This window comes from Arthrobacter sp. FB24, assembly GCF_000196235.1.
Taxonomy (GTDB): Bacteria; Actinomycetota; Actinomycetes; order Actinomycetales; family Micrococcaceae; genus Arthrobacter.
Window position 1 is genome coordinate 2,230,468 of record NC_008541.1, and the last position, 17,574, is coordinate 2,248,041.

At 64.8% G+C, this 17,574-nt stretch carries 16 protein-coding genes; 7 read left to right on the forward strand and 9 right to left on the reverse strand.

Annotated elements, in window-relative coordinates; all coding sequences use genetic code 11:
• Positions 1-42: 42 nt before the first annotated feature.
• The 6 genes from ARTH_RS10005 to ARTH_RS10030 all read right to left on the reverse strand — a co-directional run bounded on the left by ARTH_RS10005 (position 43) and on the right by ARTH_RS10030 (position 6,161).
• Complete coding sequence (locus ARTH_RS10005) at positions 43-1,209, reverse strand: cytochrome P450 (RefSeq protein ID WP_011691825.1); 1,167 nt, start codon at positions 1,207-1,209, stop codon at positions 43-45.
• 198 nt (positions 1,210-1,407) lie between these two features.
• Positions 1,408-2,529: an NAD(P)/FAD-dependent oxidoreductase gene (locus tag ARTH_RS10010; protein ID WP_011691826.1), complete on the reverse strand. Its 1,122-nt coding sequence runs from the start codon at positions 2,527-2,529 to the stop codon at positions 1,408-1,410.
• Positions 2,530-2,585: 56 nt separating this feature from the next.
• Positions 2,586-3,629 carry a Gfo/Idh/MocA family protein gene (locus ARTH_RS10015; RefSeq protein ID WP_011691827.1) on the reverse strand — a complete coding sequence of 348 codons (1,044 nt, stop codon included), beginning with the start codon at positions 3,627-3,629 and terminating at the stop codon, positions 2,586-2,588.
• A complete protein-coding gene (locus tag ARTH_RS10020; RefSeq protein WP_011691828.1) occupies positions 3,629-4,411 on the reverse strand; it encodes an amino acid ABC transporter ATP-binding protein in 783 nt (260 codons plus the stop codon). Before ARTH_RS10020 ends, ARTH_RS10015 begins: the two co-directional genes overlap by 1 nt.
• The gene (locus ARTH_RS10025) at positions 4,408-5,196 is read right to left on the reverse strand and encodes an amino acid ABC transporter permease (RefSeq protein WP_011691829.1); all 789 of its coding nucleotides are present in this window, start codon (positions 5,194-5,196) and stop codon (positions 4,408-4,410) included. The genes ARTH_RS10020 and ARTH_RS10025 overlap by 4 nt, the downstream gene beginning before the upstream one ends.
• Positions 5,197-5,294: 98 nt before the next feature.
• Complete coding sequence (locus tag ARTH_RS10030) at positions 5,295-6,161, reverse strand: ABC transporter substrate-binding protein (RefSeq protein ID WP_011691830.1); 867 nt, start codon at positions 6,159-6,161, stop codon at positions 5,295-5,297.
• Positions 6,162-6,327: 166 nt separating this feature from the next.
• On the opposite strand from ARTH_RS10030, the gene ARTH_RS10035 reads away from it, so the two are divergent.
• A complete protein-coding gene (locus ARTH_RS10035; RefSeq protein WP_011691831.1) occupies positions 6,328-7,410 on the forward strand; it encodes a LacI family DNA-binding transcriptional regulator in 1,083 nt (360 codons plus the stop codon).
• Here ARTH_RS10035 and ARTH_RS23140 read toward each other — a convergent pair.
• A complete protein-coding gene (locus ARTH_RS23140; RefSeq protein WP_198011554.1) occupies positions 7,407-8,858 on the reverse strand; it encodes a sensor domain-containing phosphodiesterase in 1,452 nt (483 codons plus the stop codon). The genes ARTH_RS10035 and ARTH_RS23140 overlap by 4 nt on opposite strands.
• A 205-nt stretch (positions 8,859-9,063) precedes the next feature.
• Between ARTH_RS23140 and ARTH_RS10045 the strand changes: the two genes are divergently transcribed.
• The 4 genes from ARTH_RS10045 (at position 9,064) to ARTH_RS10060 (ending at position 14,402) form a co-directional block, all read left to right on the forward strand.
• The gene (locus ARTH_RS10045; RefSeq protein ID WP_043429726.1) at positions 9,064-10,452 is read left to right on the forward strand and encodes a sigma 54-interacting transcriptional regulator; all 1,389 of its coding nucleotides are present in this window, start codon (positions 9,064-9,066) and stop codon (positions 10,450-10,452) included.
• 27 nt (positions 10,453-10,479) lie between these two features.
• Positions 10,480-12,483 (forward strand): vWA domain-containing protein, encoded by a 2,004-nt coding sequence (locus tag ARTH_RS10050; RefSeq protein WP_011691834.1) that lies wholly within the window; start codon positions 10,480-10,482, stop codon positions 12,481-12,483.
• A gap of 78 nt (positions 12,484-12,561) precedes the next feature.
• Positions 12,562-13,227: a GntR family transcriptional regulator gene (locus tag ARTH_RS10055; protein WP_011691835.1), complete on the forward strand. Its 666-nt coding sequence runs from the start codon at positions 12,562-12,564 to the stop codon at positions 13,225-13,227.
• Positions 13,224-14,402, forward strand: coding sequence for an MFS transporter (locus ARTH_RS10060; RefSeq protein WP_011691836.1), 1,179 nt, complete (start codon positions 13,224-13,226; stop codon positions 14,400-14,402). Before ARTH_RS10055 ends, ARTH_RS10060 begins: the two co-directional genes overlap by 4 nt.
• Positions 14,403-14,475: 73 nt before the next feature.
• Here ARTH_RS10060 and ARTH_RS10065 read toward each other — a convergent pair whose 3' ends face one another.
• Entirely contained in the window at positions 14,476-15,204 is a 729-nt protein-coding gene (locus ARTH_RS10065) for a CDP-alcohol phosphatidyltransferase family protein (RefSeq protein ID WP_011691837.1), read from the reverse strand.
• Between the two features lie 78 nt (positions 15,205-15,282).
• A complete protein-coding gene (locus ARTH_RS10070; protein ID WP_011691838.1) occupies positions 15,283-15,756 on the reverse strand; it encodes a GNAT family N-acetyltransferase in 474 nt (157 codons plus the stop codon).
• Between the two features lie 230 nt (positions 15,757-15,986).
• On the opposite strand from ARTH_RS10070, the gene ARTH_RS10075 reads away from it, so the two are divergent.
• Entirely contained in the window at positions 15,987-16,571 is a 585-nt protein-coding gene (locus tag ARTH_RS10075; RefSeq protein WP_198011584.1) for an adenylate kinase, read from the forward strand.
• 165 nt (positions 16,572-16,736) lie between these two features.
• Positions 16,737-17,531, forward strand: a complete 795-nt coding sequence (locus ARTH_RS10080) for an IclR family transcriptional regulator (protein WP_011691840.1) — start codon at positions 16,737-16,739, stop codon at positions 17,529-17,531.
• Positions 17,532-17,574 lie beyond the last annotated feature (43 nt).

Sequence of the window (17,574 nt, forward strand, 5' to 3'; positions counted from 1 at the left end):
AGGAGGGGCGTCCTGCCGGGTGAGGGGGCAGGCAGCCGGCCGTCAGGCTGCCTGCCAGCCCGCAGGCAGCGCCTTCAGCCCGTAGACAATGGTGCTGTCCATCCGTTCCAGGTGCGCGCCCGGGGCGAGTGCCAGTCCAGGCAGCCGGGACAGGATGGCTTCCAGTGCGATCCTTGCTTCAAGCCTCGCAAGCGGCGCACCGAGGCAGAAGTGGACGCCGTGGCCGAATGCCAAGTGACGGATCTGGCCCCGGTCGACGTCGAACTCGGCAGGGCGTTGGAATTGCCGTTCGTCGCGGTTTGCGGAGCCGATCCACGCCACCACGGGTGCGCCGGCAGGCATCTGAACGTCGCCGAGGATGGTGTCGGTGACCGTCACCCGGTACATGGACTGGACCGGGGACCGAAAGCGAAGCACTTCTTCGATGGCCTGAGGGAGCAGTGCCGGCTCCATCACTAACCGATCGATGGTGCCAGGCACCTCGGTAAAGCAAAGGACCGCGTTGCCGATCAGGTTCGTGGTTGTTTCGTTGCCGGCGACGAGCAGCAGGGCGCAGAAGCCCAGCAGTTCGGCCACGTTCAGTTTCTGCCCGTCAATCTCGGCGCTGAGCAGGTTGCTGATCAAGTCGTCGCCGGGCCGCCGCCGTCGCTGTTCGATGAGGTCCAGGAAGTATCCCGTCATTTCCCGGTTAGTGGCCTGGTGGTCTTCCGTTGCCGCATTGGTCCGCGTTTGGCTGACGATGACATCGGACCACTGCTTGAAGCGGTCCCGGTCATCCGCGGGGATACCCATGAGTTCCGAAATCACGATAACCGGCAGCGGGTACGCCAACTCCTCGATCAGGTCGGCGCCACCGCGGGAAACGATCCCGTCCAGAAGCTCTTCCGTGAGTTCCGAAATGCGGGGAGCAAGCGCGTCCACGGCTTTCGGTGTGAACGCCTGGGTCACCAGCGAGCGTAAATGACGGTGCCGCGGCGGATCTGTGGTGATCAGGCTCGAGGCGAACAGCTGGCCTGTCTCGGAAGGATCGTCGCCGCCCATCCGGGAAGAAAAGGTGGCGTATTCGGACAGGACCCGCTGCACGTCGTCATACCTGAAGACATGCCAACTTCCCGATTGCTCGTCGTGGAAGACGGGTGCGGCTTCCCTCATTCGCTCGTAATAGGGGAAGGGATCCAGCGGGTTCTCATTGGCGGCGGCGAAATCCATGGCTGGCCTCTCTGCTCAGCCCGGCGATCTATCGGGTCTATCGGTCTCGCCGAAGCGCCGGGGCGTCGGATTGATGGACCGTAGGACCCTGATTTTATCCGACGCCCGCTCCGGCGTCAGCAGGAAAGTGCGGCCGCAACACGGAGCGCCGAAAGGCAGGCAGGAGCCGTCCTGAAGGCTCCTGCCGGCCCGCCATTGCTACGAGAAGCGCTCGGCCCGGAAGGTGGCCAGCATCGGGTGCTTATTCCCGGTCATGATCTCCCCGGCGAGTAGTTCGCCGGCGATGAGTCCGAGCGTGGCGCCGGAGTGCGTAAAGGCCACGAAGCAGCCGGGAACCGAGCCCAGTTCACCGAGGACCGGTTCCCCGTCACCGGGAATCGGCTTGTAACCGATCTTCCAGGAACCTGGCTTGAGTTCCGGGTTGCCGGCGATGAGTTTGGATGCCTCGTCGGCCAGTTCCTGAACCACGTCATCCGGGATGCTGAACTGCCCGTCCCCGTGCTCGGTGATGCGGTCCTCGTACCAGTCGTGGTCCAGAGCGAGAGTGTTTCCGGGGTTGGGGCGAACGGCGGCCCGCGGGGTGTTCATCACGGCCCGGACCGAGTGGTCCACCGGCTTCGTCAGGACAAGCATGGAGACGGGCGAGCCATTGGGAATGTGGACGCCCAGGGGCGCGACGACGGCGGGAGTTGCCGCACCGCACGCTACCAGCACCGTGCCAGCCTCGTAGGTTTTGCCTCCCGTTGTTGCGACGCCGGTGGCCCGGCCCCCGTTGACGGTTACTGACGCTTTACCTGCGTTGAGAACCAGCTCGCCGCCGCGGGTATGGAATTCCTCCATGAGGAAATCCACCAGATCGGGGAGGCTGACCCAGCCTTCGCCCGGATTAAAGATGGCGTTGTCCGCGATGGCACGTGAATCGATGCCGGGGGTGACGGCAGCGATTTCTTCGGGTGCGAGCAGCTTTGAGTCATAGCCGACGGATTTTTCGTAGGCGTGGCGGGACTCAGTTGCATCCGACTGTCCGGCGGCGTTCCACATGAGGCCACCGTCGAACTGGAGCCATTCCCTGCCGGGATCTGCAGCGAAGAGCGTGCGGTACCGGTCCACCCCGGCGAGGCGCAACTGGTGATACGGGGTGGAGCGTTCCCCGGCGGAATTGAGCCAGGAGAGGGACCGGCCGCTGGCCTCACTTGCAAGGCCGCGTTCGGTCAGAAGGACGACGGATGCGCCTTGGCGTAGCAGGTGAACGGCGGTGGAGACTCCAAGGATGCCGCCGCCGATGACGGCGACGCGCTTGGGTGAGGCAGTGGAGGACATACGTCTTCCCTTTCTTTTTTGTTGGTTGGCCAGGTGCGAGCGCGATGGCCCGGCGCCTAGGCGAACGCGTGGATTTTTTCGATGATGCTGAGGACTTCAAGGGATTCGGCGGGCTGAACGGGCAGCTTCCCCCGGCCGTGGATGGCCTCGGCAAGTCCGCGGTAGAACTGGGGATAACTGCCCCGTTCGGCAGGAACGGGCGTGGTGCTGCCGTCAATGCCCAGGGCCCCCCACGAGTCCTGGGGCTCAACGCCGTAGGCGGGATCCGACGGTTTCACTCCTGCAGCGAGGGCCGGTTCCTGGCTGTCCAGGCCCCATTTTGTGTAGCCGGCGCTGGAACCCAGGACGTGGAAGCGCGGGCCTACCTGGGCGGCCATGCCGTTCATCCACAATCTGGACCGGACCCCGGATGCATGGAACAGGGACACAAAGGCTTCGGTATCGGCGCTCCCAGGGTGCGGACTGTGGTTGGCTGTCTCCCCGTAGCTGTGCTCAACAGGACCGAAGAGCTGGATTGCCTGATCGATAAGGTGGGCGCCGAGGTCGTGGAGTATGCCGCCCCCTTCTGTCAGCGTGGCGGTGTCACGCCAGTTCCGGAATCCCCCCGGACGCCACCACTCAAAGCGCGATTCAAAACTGCGGATCGTTCCCAATGAACTTTCCCGGACAAGCTTCTGGATAGTCAGGAAGTCGGCGTCCCACCGGCGGTTCTGGAATACCGTCAGGTGGACTCCGGCGTCGGCTGCTCGGGAAATGAGCTCACCGCCTTGAGCCGATGTGGTGACGAATGGCTTGTCCACCACAACGTGGAGTCCGCTGGCTATAGCCGTTGCTGCAAGATCGAAGTGCGTGAGCGGCGGAGTGCCGAGGATGACGAGGTCAAGGTCCGAGGCCAGGGCAAAGAGGGCCTGCGGTGTGGGAACGATCCGGGTATCCGGGTAGCGCAAAGCCGCATCAGCGGCCCGCGCCGGATCCGCCGTCACGATGGCGTCGAGGGAGTAGCCGGGATCAGCCTCGATCAGAGGTGCGTGGAAGACCCTGCCGGAGATCCCGAAACCGACGATGGCGGTCCTGATGGGTGCCGTCTGAATCTCAGGCATTACAGCACCTCCGACAGGAAGCGCCGTAGACGTTCGCTGCGGGGATTGTCGAAGATTTCCGCCGGTGTGCCTGCCTCCACCACCTCGCCTTCATCCATGAAGACGACCTGATCGGCCACTTTGCGGGCGAAACCCATTTCATGGGTGACTACAAGCATGGTCATGCCCCGTTTGCCGAGCCCGGCCATGAGGTTCAGCACGCCTTTGACGAGCTCTGGATCCAATGCGCTTGTTGCCTCGTCGAAAAGCATCACCTCGGGCTCCATGGCCAGGGCCCGGGCTATGGCGACACGCTGTTGCTGGCCACCGGAGAGGTCGCGCGGGCGGTGGTCGGCACGTTCCGCGAGGCCCACTTCGGCAAGGCGGCGGCGGGCGCGCTCCCTCGCCTCGGCCTTGGGCATGCCCTTGACGCTCCAGAGGGCCAAGGCAACGTTTTCGAGGGCGGTATGGTCCGGGAAAAGGTTGAAGTGCTGGAAGACCATGCCGATGCGGGCCCGCAGGGTGTCCGGCTTGACTTCGAGTGCGCTTTGGCCGGCCAGGAGGACGTCCCCGCTCTTGGGTTCATGCAGGCGGTTTATGCCGCGAAGCAGGGTTGACTTCCCGGAACCTGAAGGCCCGATGATGCACGTTGTGGTGCCGGGGGCCACAGTGAGACTTACGTTGCGGAGGACCTCGACCTCGCCGTAGGCCATGGTCAGGTTTCTCAGTTCCAGGCTGGAACCGTGGAAGGTCTCGATGTCCGGCGTGGTGTTGTTCGTGCTGGTGCTGCTTGTGAGGTTCACGTGTTGCTCCCGGTGATCAGCGGCGAGGCCGCGTCGAGTTCCTTGACTTCGTTTAGTCCGCTGGTGGGGGCGGAAGGACGGCGGCGGCCGGTCCTGAAGCGGCTGTCGAAGTAGTTGACCAGATGGGTCAGTGGGACCGTGATGATGAGGTAGAAGATGCCCGCCATGACCAAGGGGGAGAGGTTTCCGGAAAGTACTGCGGCGTCCTGGCCTACTCGGAAGAGTTCACGTTCAGTAACCAGCAGTCCCAGGAAGTAGACGAGGGAGGAGTCTTTGACGATGGCGATGAACTGGTTGACGAGTGCAGGTAGGACCCGGCGAATCCCTTGTGGAACCACGACAAGGGCCATGGACTTGGCATAGCTCATGCCCAGTGCGCGGCAGGCCTCGCCTTGGCCTCTGTCGACGCTTTGGATGCCCGCGCGGAAAATTTCACCGATATAGGCGCTGGCGATGAGACTCAGCGCAATGATTCCCAGCGGGTAGGGGGAGGGCCCAAAAATAGACTGGCTGAGACGCGCGAATCCCTGGCCAATCAACAGGATGGTCAGGATTGCGGGCAGGCCGCGGAAGAGGTCGGTGTAGATCCGGGCCGGGACGCGGAGCCATTTCGAAGGGGATATACCCATGACTGCGACGACCATGCCCAGCGCCACGCCAATGATGGTGGCGGCGACGGAGATGATGAGGGTATTAAGAAGACCGACCCCCAGCAGTTGGGGTAGGACTTCGGCCATTGCGCCGAAGTCGAAGAAGGTGCGGATGATGGTGTTGAACCAGTCCATGGGGTGCTCTCAGACGTAGGTAGCTTGTGAATCCCGGGGCGGGCCGCGGTAGGCGGCCCGCCCGGTCGTGTGCCGGATCGCTTGCCGGCTGTGGTGCCTTATTTGCTGGGTGCCGGCGTGGCTTTCTGCTCCGCCTTGGGCAAGTACTGCTCAGGCATCGGGGAGCCCGGGAACCATTTCTGGTAGAGCTTCTTCCAGGTGCCGTCCTCCATCGCCGCAGCCAGACCCTTGTTCAATGCGTCCCTGAATGCTGTCTTGCCTTTGGCGATGGCGAACCCGGCCGGTGCGTCGAAGGAGGGAATGTCTGCCGCGCTAACCAGGCCGTGCTGTTCCTCATAGGCCTTGGCGGCCTCGTAGTCCAGGAAATGGGCGTCCACGGTGCCGCTGTTCACGGCTGCGATGGCTGTGTTGTTGTCCGGGAAACGCACCAGGCTGGCCGACGTGAAGTTCTTGACCGCGTAGGCTTCCTGGAGAGTTCCTTGGACTACGCCGAGCCGTTTACCGGACAGGCCCTCGGCGTCCTTGATGCCCGAGGTCTTGGTGGTGATAACGGTCAGGTAGCCGGCTAGGTAGCCGTCGGAGAACTCAACAGTCTCCTTGCGCTTGTCCGTGATGCCGATGGCGGCCACGCCGACGTCGAACTGGCCGTTGGCCACGGCGGACAGCAGCCCCGAGAAGTCTTGTCCGGTGAAGACCACATTGTCCACGCCGGCACGGTGGGCCACGTCCTTGAAGAGTTCGACGTCAAAGCCGGTGAAGTTCCCCTGCGCATCAGCGAAGGTGTAAGGCTTGGAGTCTCCCAGGCTGGCTACCCGGATGGTGCCCGGCTGTATCAGGCCGTAGGGGTTATCCGCCGCAGTCGAGGTTGATGCGGCAGTCGATCCTCCGCAGCCTGACAGGGCGAGGAGTGCCGCGACGGCAGCAGCGACGACCGCACCGGGACCGAAGTTCAATCGTTTACTCAAGGTTTTTCCAATCGTAGGAAGCAGAAGGCGGCCTGTGGCCTTTCATGGTGGGAATCTCTTGTTGAGTCCGGTCTCAACCGCTAGGATTGAGACCGGACTCACAAGGGGTTGCTATGAATGTAACCTAAGCCACATTGGCCGTCAAGGCCCCTTTCGGAAGGCTGAAATGATCAGTAATGGATCCAGGCGCCGCGACATCACGGTCGCCGACGTCGCAAAGGCCGCCAACGTTTCCAAGGCCCAGGCCGCACGCGCCCTGGGGAATTACGGCGCCGTGAGCGAGGATGTGCGGGAGCGGGTCCTGGCCGCGGCCGAGGAGCTTTCCTACCGCCCGAATGAGCTCGCGCGCAGCATGAATACCGGGAAATCACACACTATCGGTGTTGTCGTGGGGGACATTGAAAATCCCCACTTCGGTCTGGCCACCCGGGGCATCACTGACACGGCAAAGAAGAGCGGCTACAACGTCATTCTGGTCAACACCGACGAGGAAAAGGCGGCCGAAGTTGAGGCCGTCCAAGTGCTCTTGGACAAGCGTGTAGACGGCCTCATCGTGGCGCCAGCGTCCTCTGTGGAGACAGAACATTTACGGCACGTTTATGATTCGGGACGTCCTTTGGTCCTTCTTGACCGGGCAGCAGAAGGGCTCGACATCGCAACGATTGCCGTGGACATGACAGCGATCTCCTACGAGTCGACCCGGTACTTGCTTGATGCCGGGCACCGACGGATCGCCTTCGTTTCGACGCTCAAGACGGACCGGCCCTACGTTGCGGGCATGAAATTGGATTCCTCGCAGATTTCGGAGCGTTGCCGGGGCATGTTTCAGGCCTTCGAAGAGAAGGGCCTCAGCCAGCCTGAGGATCTGGTGCGGCTCAACGCCGGAGACGCCGAATCCATCAAGAAGATCACCAGGGAACTGTTGGAGGGCCCGGATGCGGCGACGGCGATCGTTGCCTCGGACGGTCTTATCGCGTTGAGCATCGTGGAGGCCATCCAGGAACTGGGACTGTCTATTCCAACAGATGTCTCGTTCCTGATGTACGACGACTTCGCATGGACCCGCCTCACCACGCCGCCCCTCACCGTCATTGCCCAGCCTGTCTACGAGATGGGGATAGCGGCCGCCAACGCCCTCATCCGACAGATCGAAGGACGCAAACCATCGGTACCAGTCACAGAACTTACTGCCAGACTGATCCATCGCGGATCCGTCGGGTCACCCCGCACCGCAGAGGTTCACGGCTAGAAGACGCTACCGGGTTGCGTGGTGTCCTGCCAGAGCGCCCAGTCGACGGGTTCGAGGGACGGCCTGCCGAGGAAATATCCCTGACCGGCGGTCATGCCGAGCGTCGTGACGGCATCCAGTTCCGCCGCGGTCTCGATTCCTTCTGCCACCAGGAGGGCGGCTGTCTCTGCCGCGAAACCGACTATTGCGGCCCCTAGGGCGCGGTGGCTCCGATCCGAGTCGATGTCTCTGATGATCGTCCGGTCGAGTTTGATCAGATCGGGCTTGAGCTGGACGATGTGCTGCATGGAGGCGAATCCTGCCCCGGCGTCATCGATGGCCACCCGCACCCCGGAACTCCTCAGCGGTGCAAGCGCGCTTAGCAACTGCCCGTAGTCGTCCACTTTCTGGCGTTCTGTCACTTCGAGCACCAAGCCCGAGGGGTGGATTGTGCCCTGCGAGATCGACTCCAGCACGCGAGGGTCCAGACATACGCCCGGAGAGAGGTTGATGGCAACGAAGATTCCCCGGGGCAGAGCAGCCGCTGTGTGCAGAGCGGTGCGCAACGCGAGCAGTTCCATCTCTGCCTCCATGCCGATGGAAGCAGCCTGCATGAACCAGGCCTCGGTGGTGGTGCCGTCGGATGTGGGAAACCGGCTCAGGGCTTCGGCGCCGATGACAGTCCCGCTTCTGAGGCATCGGATCGGCTGGAAGGCAGTGACGATGCCTTGGCCGGACACCAAGGCCGTGACTCGCTCCCGGATCCGCTCTGCGGCACGGTCCGACGGGGAGGGGCTATCAAGGGCGCGGGCAGTGCCTTCAAAGCCTTTCCCGGTTCCCTCGGCTCCGTATACCGTGTGCCCGGTGACCTCCATCAGCACCCGGCTGCCGTCCCGGTGCCGGCAGACGAGGACCAGCCCGTTGAAGCTGGATTCGTCCTCGACCACGGGTTGTGACTTGAGGGCAGCGGCCAGGTCGGCGGGATCCAGGACCAGGCCGATTGGACTTCCTACCAGCTCTGATGGTGTGTAGCCGATCAGTGGCCCGCACATCGGACTGGAGAAGGTGATCGTCCCGTTATGGTCGACTGCCCAGAGCCACTCGCGGCTCGTTCGCATTAGTTTTTCGATGTACCCGGAAGATTCTGACGCCTGGGCGCGTTCCCGCTGCCGTTGGCGGTTCAGCTGGATGGCCGCGAAGACGACGATCGGCACCAATGACAGCGCCACAATATCCAACACCCAGAGCCGCTCAGACGCCCCGCCGCGGATTTCCGGTGCGAACAACGAGGGGACTCGCACTGCAAGAGCAAGCAGCACCTCCGCGAGGACGACCAGAGCCAGCCAGCATCCGGCCGGGATCCTGCGGATGTCGGCCGGAAGAACTTTCCGGATGCGCCGCAGGCGCTGCACCCTTTCCCTCGTGACCGCCGCTTGGTTCCGGGCCTTCCCTGTTACCGGGTCCGGCATTTGCATGCAATAAGCACCGGCGTACGACTGATCACGAGACCCCCCTCTGCTGGACAGTTGCCGCCATCATGCCACAGGTACCGCATCTTCGTGAGTAAGACAGCGCTCAGGGTCGTCTCCACCAGCGGCCACGGCCAACACCTGCGGGTGAAAAACCGGGGAGATTCCCTCGATTCCGGGCACAGTGGAGGTCTACGGTAGAGGAGTGAGCGATCGTCCCGATATCTTCACCGTTGGTGAACTGCGTGCAGCAGGCCATGTCCTCAAGGATCTGCGTCAGGAGATCCGCGGCAACCTGCTCACCGCGCTTGCCGCCGGCCGTGATCCGTGGCCCGGGATGTACGGTTTCAGCCGGACTGTTCTTCCCCAGCTCGAGCGTGCGCTGATCGCCGGCCACGATGTCGTCCTGCTCGGTGAGCGTGGTCAGGGCAAGACACGGCTGCTCCGCACCCTGGTGGGTCTGCTCGACGAGTGGTCCCCGGTGATCGAAGGTTCCGAACTGAACGAACACCCCTTCGAGCCGATCACGGAGCACTCCCGTGCCCGTGTGCTGACCGAGGGGGACCGGTTGCGCGTGTCGTGGCGGCACCGCTCGGAACGGTACGTCGAGAAGCTGGCTACGCCTGACACCTCCGTGGCCGACCTCATCGGCGACGTCGACCCGATGCGGGTGGCTGAAGGCCGTCGACTCGGGGACCCGGAAACCATCCACTACGGACTCGTCCCGCGCTCCAACCGCGGCATCATCGCCATCAACGAACTGCCCGACCTCGCCGAGCGGATACAGGTCGCGATGCTCAACGTGATGGAGGAGCGCGACATCCAGATCCGCGGCTATGTGCTGCGGTTGCCCCTCGACGTGCTCGTCGTCGCGTCCGCCAACCCGGAGGACTATACCAACCGCGGCCGGATCATCACGCCCCTGAAGGATCGCTTCGGCGCCGAGATCCGGACCCACTACCCGATAGAGCTGGAGGACGAGGTGTCTGTCATCCGGCAGGAGGGGCGGCTTGTGGCTGACGTCCCGCCCGTCATCCTTGAGATCCTGGCGCGTTACACCCGGGCGCTGCGGCAGTCCCCGGCTATCAACCAGACTTCCGGAGTCTCGGCGCGGTTCGCCATCGCGGGCGCGGAAACCGTTGCCGCTGCGGCGCTGCGCCGTGCCAGCGTGCGCGGCGAGGACGAGGCCGTCGCCCGCATCATTGACCTGGAGACTGCAGTGGAAGTCCTCACAGGCAAGATCGAGTTTGAATCCGGTGAGGAAGGGCATGAACAGGCGGTCCTCGACCACCTCCTGCGCACGGCCACGGCCGAAGCTGTGCGGGCGCACTACCACGGAATCGACCTCGGTCCGCTGGTGGCGGCCCTCGACGGCCACAGGACAGTGACCACCGGAGAGCAGGTCACTGCACGGGAGTTCCTGGAAAACCTCCCGTCCCTTAACTCATCCGGCCTCTATGACGAGATCAGCGGGCGCCTGGGCGCCAGGAATGACGGACAGCGTGCCGCCGCAATCGAACTTGCATTGGAAGGCCTTTACCTCGCCCGGCGGATCTCCAAGGAGTCCGACGACGAGGAGACGGTCTACGGCTAGGAACCAGGGCTACGGATAGGCGGCATCATGGGTGTGCACAACCGGTCCAGATACGGCCGGTACAGGGGAGGACCCGATCCGCTCGCCCCGCCGGTGGACCTGGCGGAGGCGCTCGACGCCATCGCCGAGGACGTCATGGCAGGCTACTCGCCCCGGCGCGCCCTGCAGGAGTTCCTGCGGCGCGGCGGCCGGAACCGTGAAGGGCTCGACGACCTCGCCAGCCGCGTACAGCAACGCCGGAGTGAACTCCTGGGCCGCCACCGGCTGGACGGCACCCTCAGCGAGGTCAGGAAACTCCTCGACACTGCGGTGCTTGAGGAGCACAAGCAGCTCGCCCGCGACGCCATGATGGACAACACAGACCGCGCATTCAGGGAGATGCAGCTGCAGAACCTGCCCTCGTCCACAGCGGCAGCGGTCAACGAACTCGCCTCCTATGACTGGCAGTCGGGCACCGCCCGGGAAGCCTACGAGCGGATCAAGGATCTGCTGGGCCGTGAGGTCCTCGACCAGCGGTTCGCCGGCATGAAGGAAGCGCTCCAGAACGCCACAGACGAGGACCGCGAGGCGGTGAACGAGATGCTGCGTGACCTCAACGGGCTACTGGACAAGCACCGGCACGGGCAAGACACCGACACGGACTTTCAGGAGTTCATGGCCCGGCACGGCCACTTCTTTCCGGAGAATCCACAATCCGTCGAGGAGCTGATCGACGCACTGGCCAAGCGCGCAGCTGCTGCCCAGCGGCTCCTGCAGTCCATGTCCGCGGAGCAGCGCGATGAGCTGATGCGTCTGTCCGCCCAGGCGTTCGGCTCGCCCGAACTCATGGCCCAGCTCGATCAGCTGGACTCCAGCCTGCGTGCCCTGCGCCCGGGGGAGGACTGGAATGGCTCCGAACGCTTCGAGGGCCAGGAAGGACTCGGGCTGGGCGACGGCACCGGTGTGCTCCAGGACATCGCCGAGCTCGACGAGCTGGCCGAGCAGCTCTCGCAGTCCTACAACGGGTCACGTCTCGACGATCTGGACCTTGATGCACTGGCCCGCCAACTCGGGCCAAAAGCCGCCGTGTCAGCCCGCACGCTCGCCGAGATCGAGCGGGCCATGCAGGACGGCGGCTACCTGCGGCGCGGCGTCGACGGCGACCTCCGGTTGTCCCCCCAGGCCATGAGACGGCTCGGTAAGTCACTGTTGCGGGAGACCGCCAGGCAGCTGTCCGGCCGGCAGGGGCGCCGGGACACGCGCGTCGCCGGGGCAGCCGGAGAGCAGACCGGCTCCAGCCGTCAATGGGAGTTCGGGGACGCCGGGCCGTGGGACGTTACCCGCACCATGACAAACGCGATCCGCCGCACCATGGCCGGCGGCGGTGACCCGGGCCGAGGGGTGCGCCTCGAGGTAGAAGATATCGAGGTGACGGAGACAGAGGCGCGCACCCAGGCTGCCGTCGTCCTGCTCGTCGACGTGTCGTTCTCGATGGCCGCCGAGGGCCGGTGGGTGCCGATGAAACGCACCGCACTGGCCTTGCACCATCTCGTCTCCACCCGGTTTCGCGGGGACCGGCTGCAGCTGATCACCTTCGGCCGCTACGCGCAGACCATGGACATCGGCGAACTTACGGCCTTGGCATCGCGGCGGGAACAGGGAACCAATCTCCATCACGGGTTGTTGCTGGCCAACCGCTTCTTCCGCCAGCATCCGTCGATGCAACACGTCCTCCTCGTGGTGACCGACGGTGAGCCTACCGCGCACCTGTTGCCAGAGGGGGACTCTTGGTTCGATTACCCGCCGGACCCGGAGACCATCCGCGTCACGATCGCCGAGCTCGACCGTCTCGGCCGCGCAGGAACGCAGGCCACGTTCTTCCGGCTGGGCAGTGACCCGTGGCTCGAGCGGTTCGTCCAGCGCATGGCCCGCCGAATCGACGGCCGGGTCGTTGCGCCCGAGGCCGGGGACCTGGGGGCTGCCGTCGTGGGGGAATATCTCCGCGCTCATTTCCGCGGACGCCCCTTCGACGACGCCGACTGGGGTTCATAGGACACATCCGCACCTTTACCGTCGCAAAAGACTGTACTTGTATAGTTGTATACAAGTTCGAGATGGTGGAGGTCGTCGATGGTCGAATCGCAGTCCCGGAATACCGGAGCACATCTGGTCTACGGAGAGCTGAAACGCCGGATCCTCACTCTGGAACTGAAGCCGGGCGAACGCATCTTCGAACCGGCAATGGCGACGGCGCTTCAGGTCAGCCGGACGCCGCTGCGGGAGGCGATCCGGCGGCTGATCTCGGAGGGTCTGCTGGAACAGCAACCCACGGGAGGCGTGCTGGTCCCGAACCTGAACGAAGGGGTGATCGCCGAGCTTTACGGCGTACGCGCGGCTTTGGAGTCCCTGATGGCCCGGGAAGCGTGCGCCAAAGCGACGCCGGCCGATATCGCGGCCCTGGAGGGCATCGTGGAACGCAATGCGGCCATGGTGGAGTTCGCCGACGAAGCCATGAAGTACGGGATGTCGCTGCATACCGCTATCTCGGACATTGCCGGAAATTCGTGGGCCCGGAAGTTTCATGACCAGGTCTCCAGCCAGATGGAGCGCTACCGGCACTTCACCAACAACACGCAGGAACGCCGTGACCATGCTCTCGCCGACCACCGCATCCTGGTGGAGGCCATTGCCTCGGGCAAGCCGGAAGCAGCCGCCAAAATCGCTTTCGACCATGTCGTCGGCGCCCGGGATGCAGCGGTGCGGGCCGTCTCCGGCACCGCACCCGTCATCCCGTGATCGGTGAACTGGGCCGCCGTTCAGCGCTGGCACTTCTCCTTCACTCGACTCTGATCCAGGCCGTGACCTTCCTGGTCCGGCCGGCAACCACTTACCGGGCGCTGGAACTGGACGTGCCGGGATATGCCCTGGGCCTCCTCGCGGCCAGCTACGCCGTTTTTCCCCTGCTCCTGGCAGTCCCAACCGGCGCCCTCGTGGACCGGTTAGGTGAGAGGCGGCTCATGGTGACCGGGTCCGCCGTCGTACTTGGTTGTTCCCTTTTCCTGCTGTTTTGGGGGACCTCAGTCCCTGCGTTGGTTGGCGGTACGGCGCTGCTTGGCGCAGGACAGCTGGCGTGTGTCGTGGGGCAGCAGGCTGTCGTCGCAAACAATGCCGTGGCGTCAGGGCTTGACTCCGCGTTCGGATACCTGACCTTCGCGGCGTCGTTGGGCCAGGCGCTGGGCCCGCTGGCAATCTCCGTGGTTGGTGGAGCCTCCGTCCGTCCGGACACGCAGGCAATCTTCTTCCTCTCGGCCGGCATGAGCCTGGTTCTCTTCCTCACCACCTTCCTCATCTCGACGAAGGCCACCGGAAGGAAGTCCGGTGCCGCAGCAACAGACGGCCCTAAAGGAAGTGTTGCATCGCTGCTCAGGACGCCGGGGCTGGTCCGGGCACTGGCTACCAGCGCCACGGTGCTGGCCGTGGTGGACCTGACCGTGGTCTACCTGCCGGCACTCGGCACGGAGCGGGGGTTCAGTGCGGCCGCAGTGGGCCTCATGCTCGCGGTGCGGGCCGGGTTCTCGATGGTTTCGAGGCTGGGGCTCGGGCGCCTGTCCCGGAGGTTCGGCCGGGGGCGGCTCATGGCTTCAAGCCTCGCGCTTTCCACCGTCGCACTGGCCGTCGCCGCGATTCCGATGCCGCAGTGGCTCCTCTTCATGGTGATGGCCGGGCTGGGCCTCGGGCTGGGCATCGGCCAGCCGCTGACCATGTCCTGGCTTTCGGCGCAGGCCCCGGACGGCCAGCGCGGAAAGGCCCTGGCCCTGCGGCTTGCCGGGAACAGGGTGGGCCAGGTGGTCCTGCCCAGCGCCATCGGGGTTGTGGCGGCTGGGCTCGGGGCGGCCGGGGTGTTCCTGGCGTCAGCGGTCGTTGTGGGCGGAACGCTTCTGCTGGTCCGCGGCGTGCGCCTGGACGACTAACAGCTGCATCGGCCCAGACATTGCCACGCTAACAAAGGCGTTTCATCCAAGGGACAATTCCGGCGACACCCACCTAATGCGGGTGCGTGCGGGGTTGACGGCGGCGGCGTTCCAGCGCGACGACGTCGCGGCCGAAGGAGAAAACAAGCAGCGGAAGGGCCAGCGCGGGCGCTGCGGCAGCAACAGCGGGCGGGATACCCGGGGTCAGCGCAAGAAGCAGCGCGAACGGCTGGAAGGCCCCGATTGCCTTGCGCGCAGCGTTGGGCGGAAGCGCGCCGCGAAGGTGGGGCCGGAGGCGTCCCGCGGCCACAAAAACGTAGTAAAGCGCACCGATGCAGAGGGTCCAGAGCCCGATGACCGCGCACGTCGCAACAGAAAGAACGAGCACCAGAGCGGCGTCGGTAGCGCTATCAAGGCGTGCCCCGGCCGTCGAGGCTGTCCGTGTGCGACGGGCGACGAAACCGTCAACGGCGTCGAGAAGGAAGGCAACGGCACCCACGATGACGAGGAGCTGGTCCGGGCGCTGCCCGCCGACCAGCACAGGCACGGCCAGTACCCCGCAAAGGGCAACGAGGACTGCCCGCAACAGGGTTACCCGGTCGGCGGCTGTGGAGAAGCGGGGAGTGCGTCGCATGACGGAGTTGGCGGCGGCTCCAATGACCACAGCGCCGGCGCCCAGGCCCACAGACTGTAGTCCGATACCGGGGAAGTGCAACGTGGAGAGCCATATTCCCGCCACCCCGTACGCGGCAACAGCGGCCATCGCGTCGGCCGCTGCACGCCCTGCCGTCCTGCTTTCCATGAGCCACCTCGCCCACATGCTAGCAGGGAGGGGTGGGAGGTGCGGGGGAAAAGTGGCAGCCCGGCGCTGTCTGACTGCTCAGAGGCGGAGTTCCATGAAAACGCTGTTCGGATCCAGGGCGTAGTCGGCAAAGGGCGGGCATTCGGTGAATCCGGTGCGGACGTATAGTCGCCTTGCGGGAGCGAAATACTCCTCCGTTCCCGTCTCAAGGTAGATGCGCCCGTAGTCCCGGCTTCGGGCTTCGTCCACGATGTGCCTGAGCATCATGGTGGCGACGCCGCGCCCCCGTGCGCTTGCTGTGGTGCGCATCGACTTGATTTCGCCGTGCTTCGCTGAACCGGTCCGGGAATCGAGGAGTTTAAGTGCGCCGCACCCGAGGAGTTCGCCTTCCTCGCTGGCCGTCCAGAATGTAATTGAGGGTCCGGAGAGCGCTGAGTGGTCCAGCGCGTGCACACTTTCGGCCGGTGACGTGGCGAACATGTCCGCCAGGTGCTCGCTCAGGAGCCGGTGGACATCCGCGCGCGCGGGGCTGTCCTGATCAATGTGTATCATCGCCCCAAATTTACCGGTCGCCCCTCGTCATAGGCCACGTCGGCGCTGCCGCTCACTGCACCAGCACTACCGGTAACAGCACAAGAGGCGGGCGCGCAGCCGCGGGGATCCTCCGCCGTCGTACCCTGCTGTGAGGCGCCGATGCAGCCCGGCCGCAACCTCCGGATCAGTAGCATCGGGCCAGGACGAAGACGTCCATATAACCAGCAAAGGAATAGTGAATGACGAGAATGCTGATTATTGGTCCGCCCGGTTCCGGCAAGGGAACCCAGGCGGAACGGATTTCGGAACGCCTCGGCGTAGTGGCGATCTCCACCGGCGATATCTTCCGGGCCAACGTCAAGGGCGGGACCCCGCTGGGCGTCGAGGCCAAGAAGTATATGGATAACGGAGACTTCGTGCCGGACAGCGTCACGAATGAAATGGTGCGGAGCCGCCTCAGCCAGGACGATGCCAAAGAGGGCTTCCTGCTGGACGGCTACCCGCGCACCGTTGCGCAGGTGGACTACCTCGACGGAATCCTCGCATCCGGCGACCGGAAGCTCGGAGTGGTCCTCCAGCTGACGGCCGACGACGAGGAGCTGGTCTCCCGCCTGCTGGGCCGGGCCAGGGAAACCGGCCGAAGCGACGACAACGAAAGCGTCATCCGCCACCGGCTGGACCTGTACCACGAGCAGACGGAGGCCGTGGTGGCCAGGTATGCCGGCCGCGGGATCCTCGCGCAGGTGGACGGGATCGGCGGAATCGAGGAGGTCACGGACAGGGTTCTGGGCAGCATCGATGACCTGCTCGGGGTGCCGGTCCAGGGACAGTAGAACAGCAAAGGCGGGAGGACGACGGCGGCACGTACCGCCGTCGTCCTCCCGCCTTTTGCGTCCCGGACCCGCTGCCCCGGCACCGCAGACTAGACTCTGATCGGACCGCCGGGAGGCGGCCCGCAGTATGCAAAGCAGTGGGCGCGCACCTTGGAAGGAGCCACGATGGCCGGCGGCAGCCGCGAACCCGGCAGGACCGTGACGTCGAAGGTCCTCTCCATACTCGAAGCCTTCGAAAAGTCCCGTGGTGCCCTTAGCCTGACCGATATTGCCGAAAAATCGGGGCTGCCGCTGAGCACCGCCCACCGGCTGGTCACCGAGCTCACCGACTGGGGACTCCTGTCCCGCGAACCCAACGGCCGCTACCAGCTGGGCATCCGGCTCTGGGAGCTCGCCCAGAACACCGGGCGGCAGCTCCGCGACGCGGCCCGGCCCTTTGTCCAGGACCTGTTTTCGCTCACCGGCGAAACCGCGCACCTGGCGGTCAGGGCCGGCCACGAGGTGCTCTACATCGACAGGGTCTACGGCTCCAGGCGTGTGCCCCGCGCCGGTCGGGTCGGCGGCCGGCTTCCCATGCACGCGACCGCCGTCGGAAAGGTCATCCTCGCCTTCGATGAGGACTGGGTCCGTGACGCCTACCTGAACCGGCAGCTGGAGCGGCACACCGCGCACACCCACGTGGACCCCAAGCAGCTGGCCGCAGAGTTGACCCGGATCCGTGAGCAGGGCTACGCCACAACCTTGGAGGAAGTCCGGCTGGGATCCTGCTCGATTGCCGTCCCGGTGTTCCATACCGGCAGGATCGGAGCGTCCATCGGCCTTGTGCTGCCCACCGACCAGGCTGCCACGATGACCCGGCACCTTCCTGTCCTGCGGGGGATCGCCGCCCAGATTGAGCGCGCCACGGCGCGGATTCCGCTGGAAACACTGTTGGGCAGCCACGCCGCGCTTACCGACTAAGCCGCGTTTCCCGTCCCGCAGGGCCCGCAGACTAAGTCGCTTC

Excerpts from the sequence above, each read along its gene's own strand:
- ARTH_RS10005 (WP_011691825.1), bottom strand. The coding sequence starts at position 1,209 with ATGGATTTCGCCGCCGCCAATGAGAACCCGCTGGATCCCTTCCCCTAT.
- ARTH_RS10010 (WP_011691826.1), bottom strand. The coding sequence starts at position 2,529 with ATGTCCTCCACTGCCTCACCCAAGCGCGTCGCCGTCATCGGCGGCGGC.
- ARTH_RS10015 (WP_011691827.1), bottom strand. The coding sequence starts at position 3,629 with ATGCCTGAGATTCAGACGGCACCCATCAGGACCGCCATCGTCGGTTTC.
- ARTH_RS10025 (WP_011691829.1), bottom strand. The coding sequence starts at position 5,196 with ATGGACTGGTTCAACACCATCATCCGCACCTTCTTCGACTTCGGCGCA.
- ARTH_RS10035 (WP_011691831.1), top strand. The coding sequence starts at position 6,328 with ATGATCAGTAATGGATCCAGGCGCCGCGACATCACGGTCGCCGACGTC.
- ARTH_RS23140 (WP_198011554.1), bottom strand. The coding sequence starts at position 8,858 with ATGCCGGACCCGGTAACAGGGAAGGCCCGGAACCAAGCGGCGGTCACG.
- ARTH_RS10050 (WP_011691834.1), top strand. The coding sequence starts at position 10,480 with ATGGGTGTGCACAACCGGTCCAGATACGGCCGGTACAGGGGAGGACCC.
- ARTH_RS10055 (WP_011691835.1), top strand. The coding sequence starts at position 12,562 with ATGGTCGAATCGCAGTCCCGGAATACCGGAGCACATCTGGTCTACGGA.
- ARTH_RS10065 (WP_011691837.1), bottom strand. The coding sequence starts at position 15,204 with ATGGAAAGCAGGACGGCAGGGCGTGCAGCGGCCGACGCGATGGCCGCT.
- ARTH_RS10070 (WP_011691838.1), bottom strand. The coding sequence starts at position 15,756 with ATGATACACATTGATCAGGACAGCCCCGCGCGCGCGGATGTCCACCGG.
- ARTH_RS10075 (WP_198011584.1), top strand. The coding sequence starts at position 15,987 with ATGCTGATTATTGGTCCGCCCGGTTCCGGCAAGGGAACCCAGGCGGAA.
- ARTH_RS10080 (WP_011691840.1), top strand. The coding sequence starts at position 16,737 with ATGGCCGGCGGCAGCCGCGAACCCGGCAGGACCGTGACGTCGAAGGTC.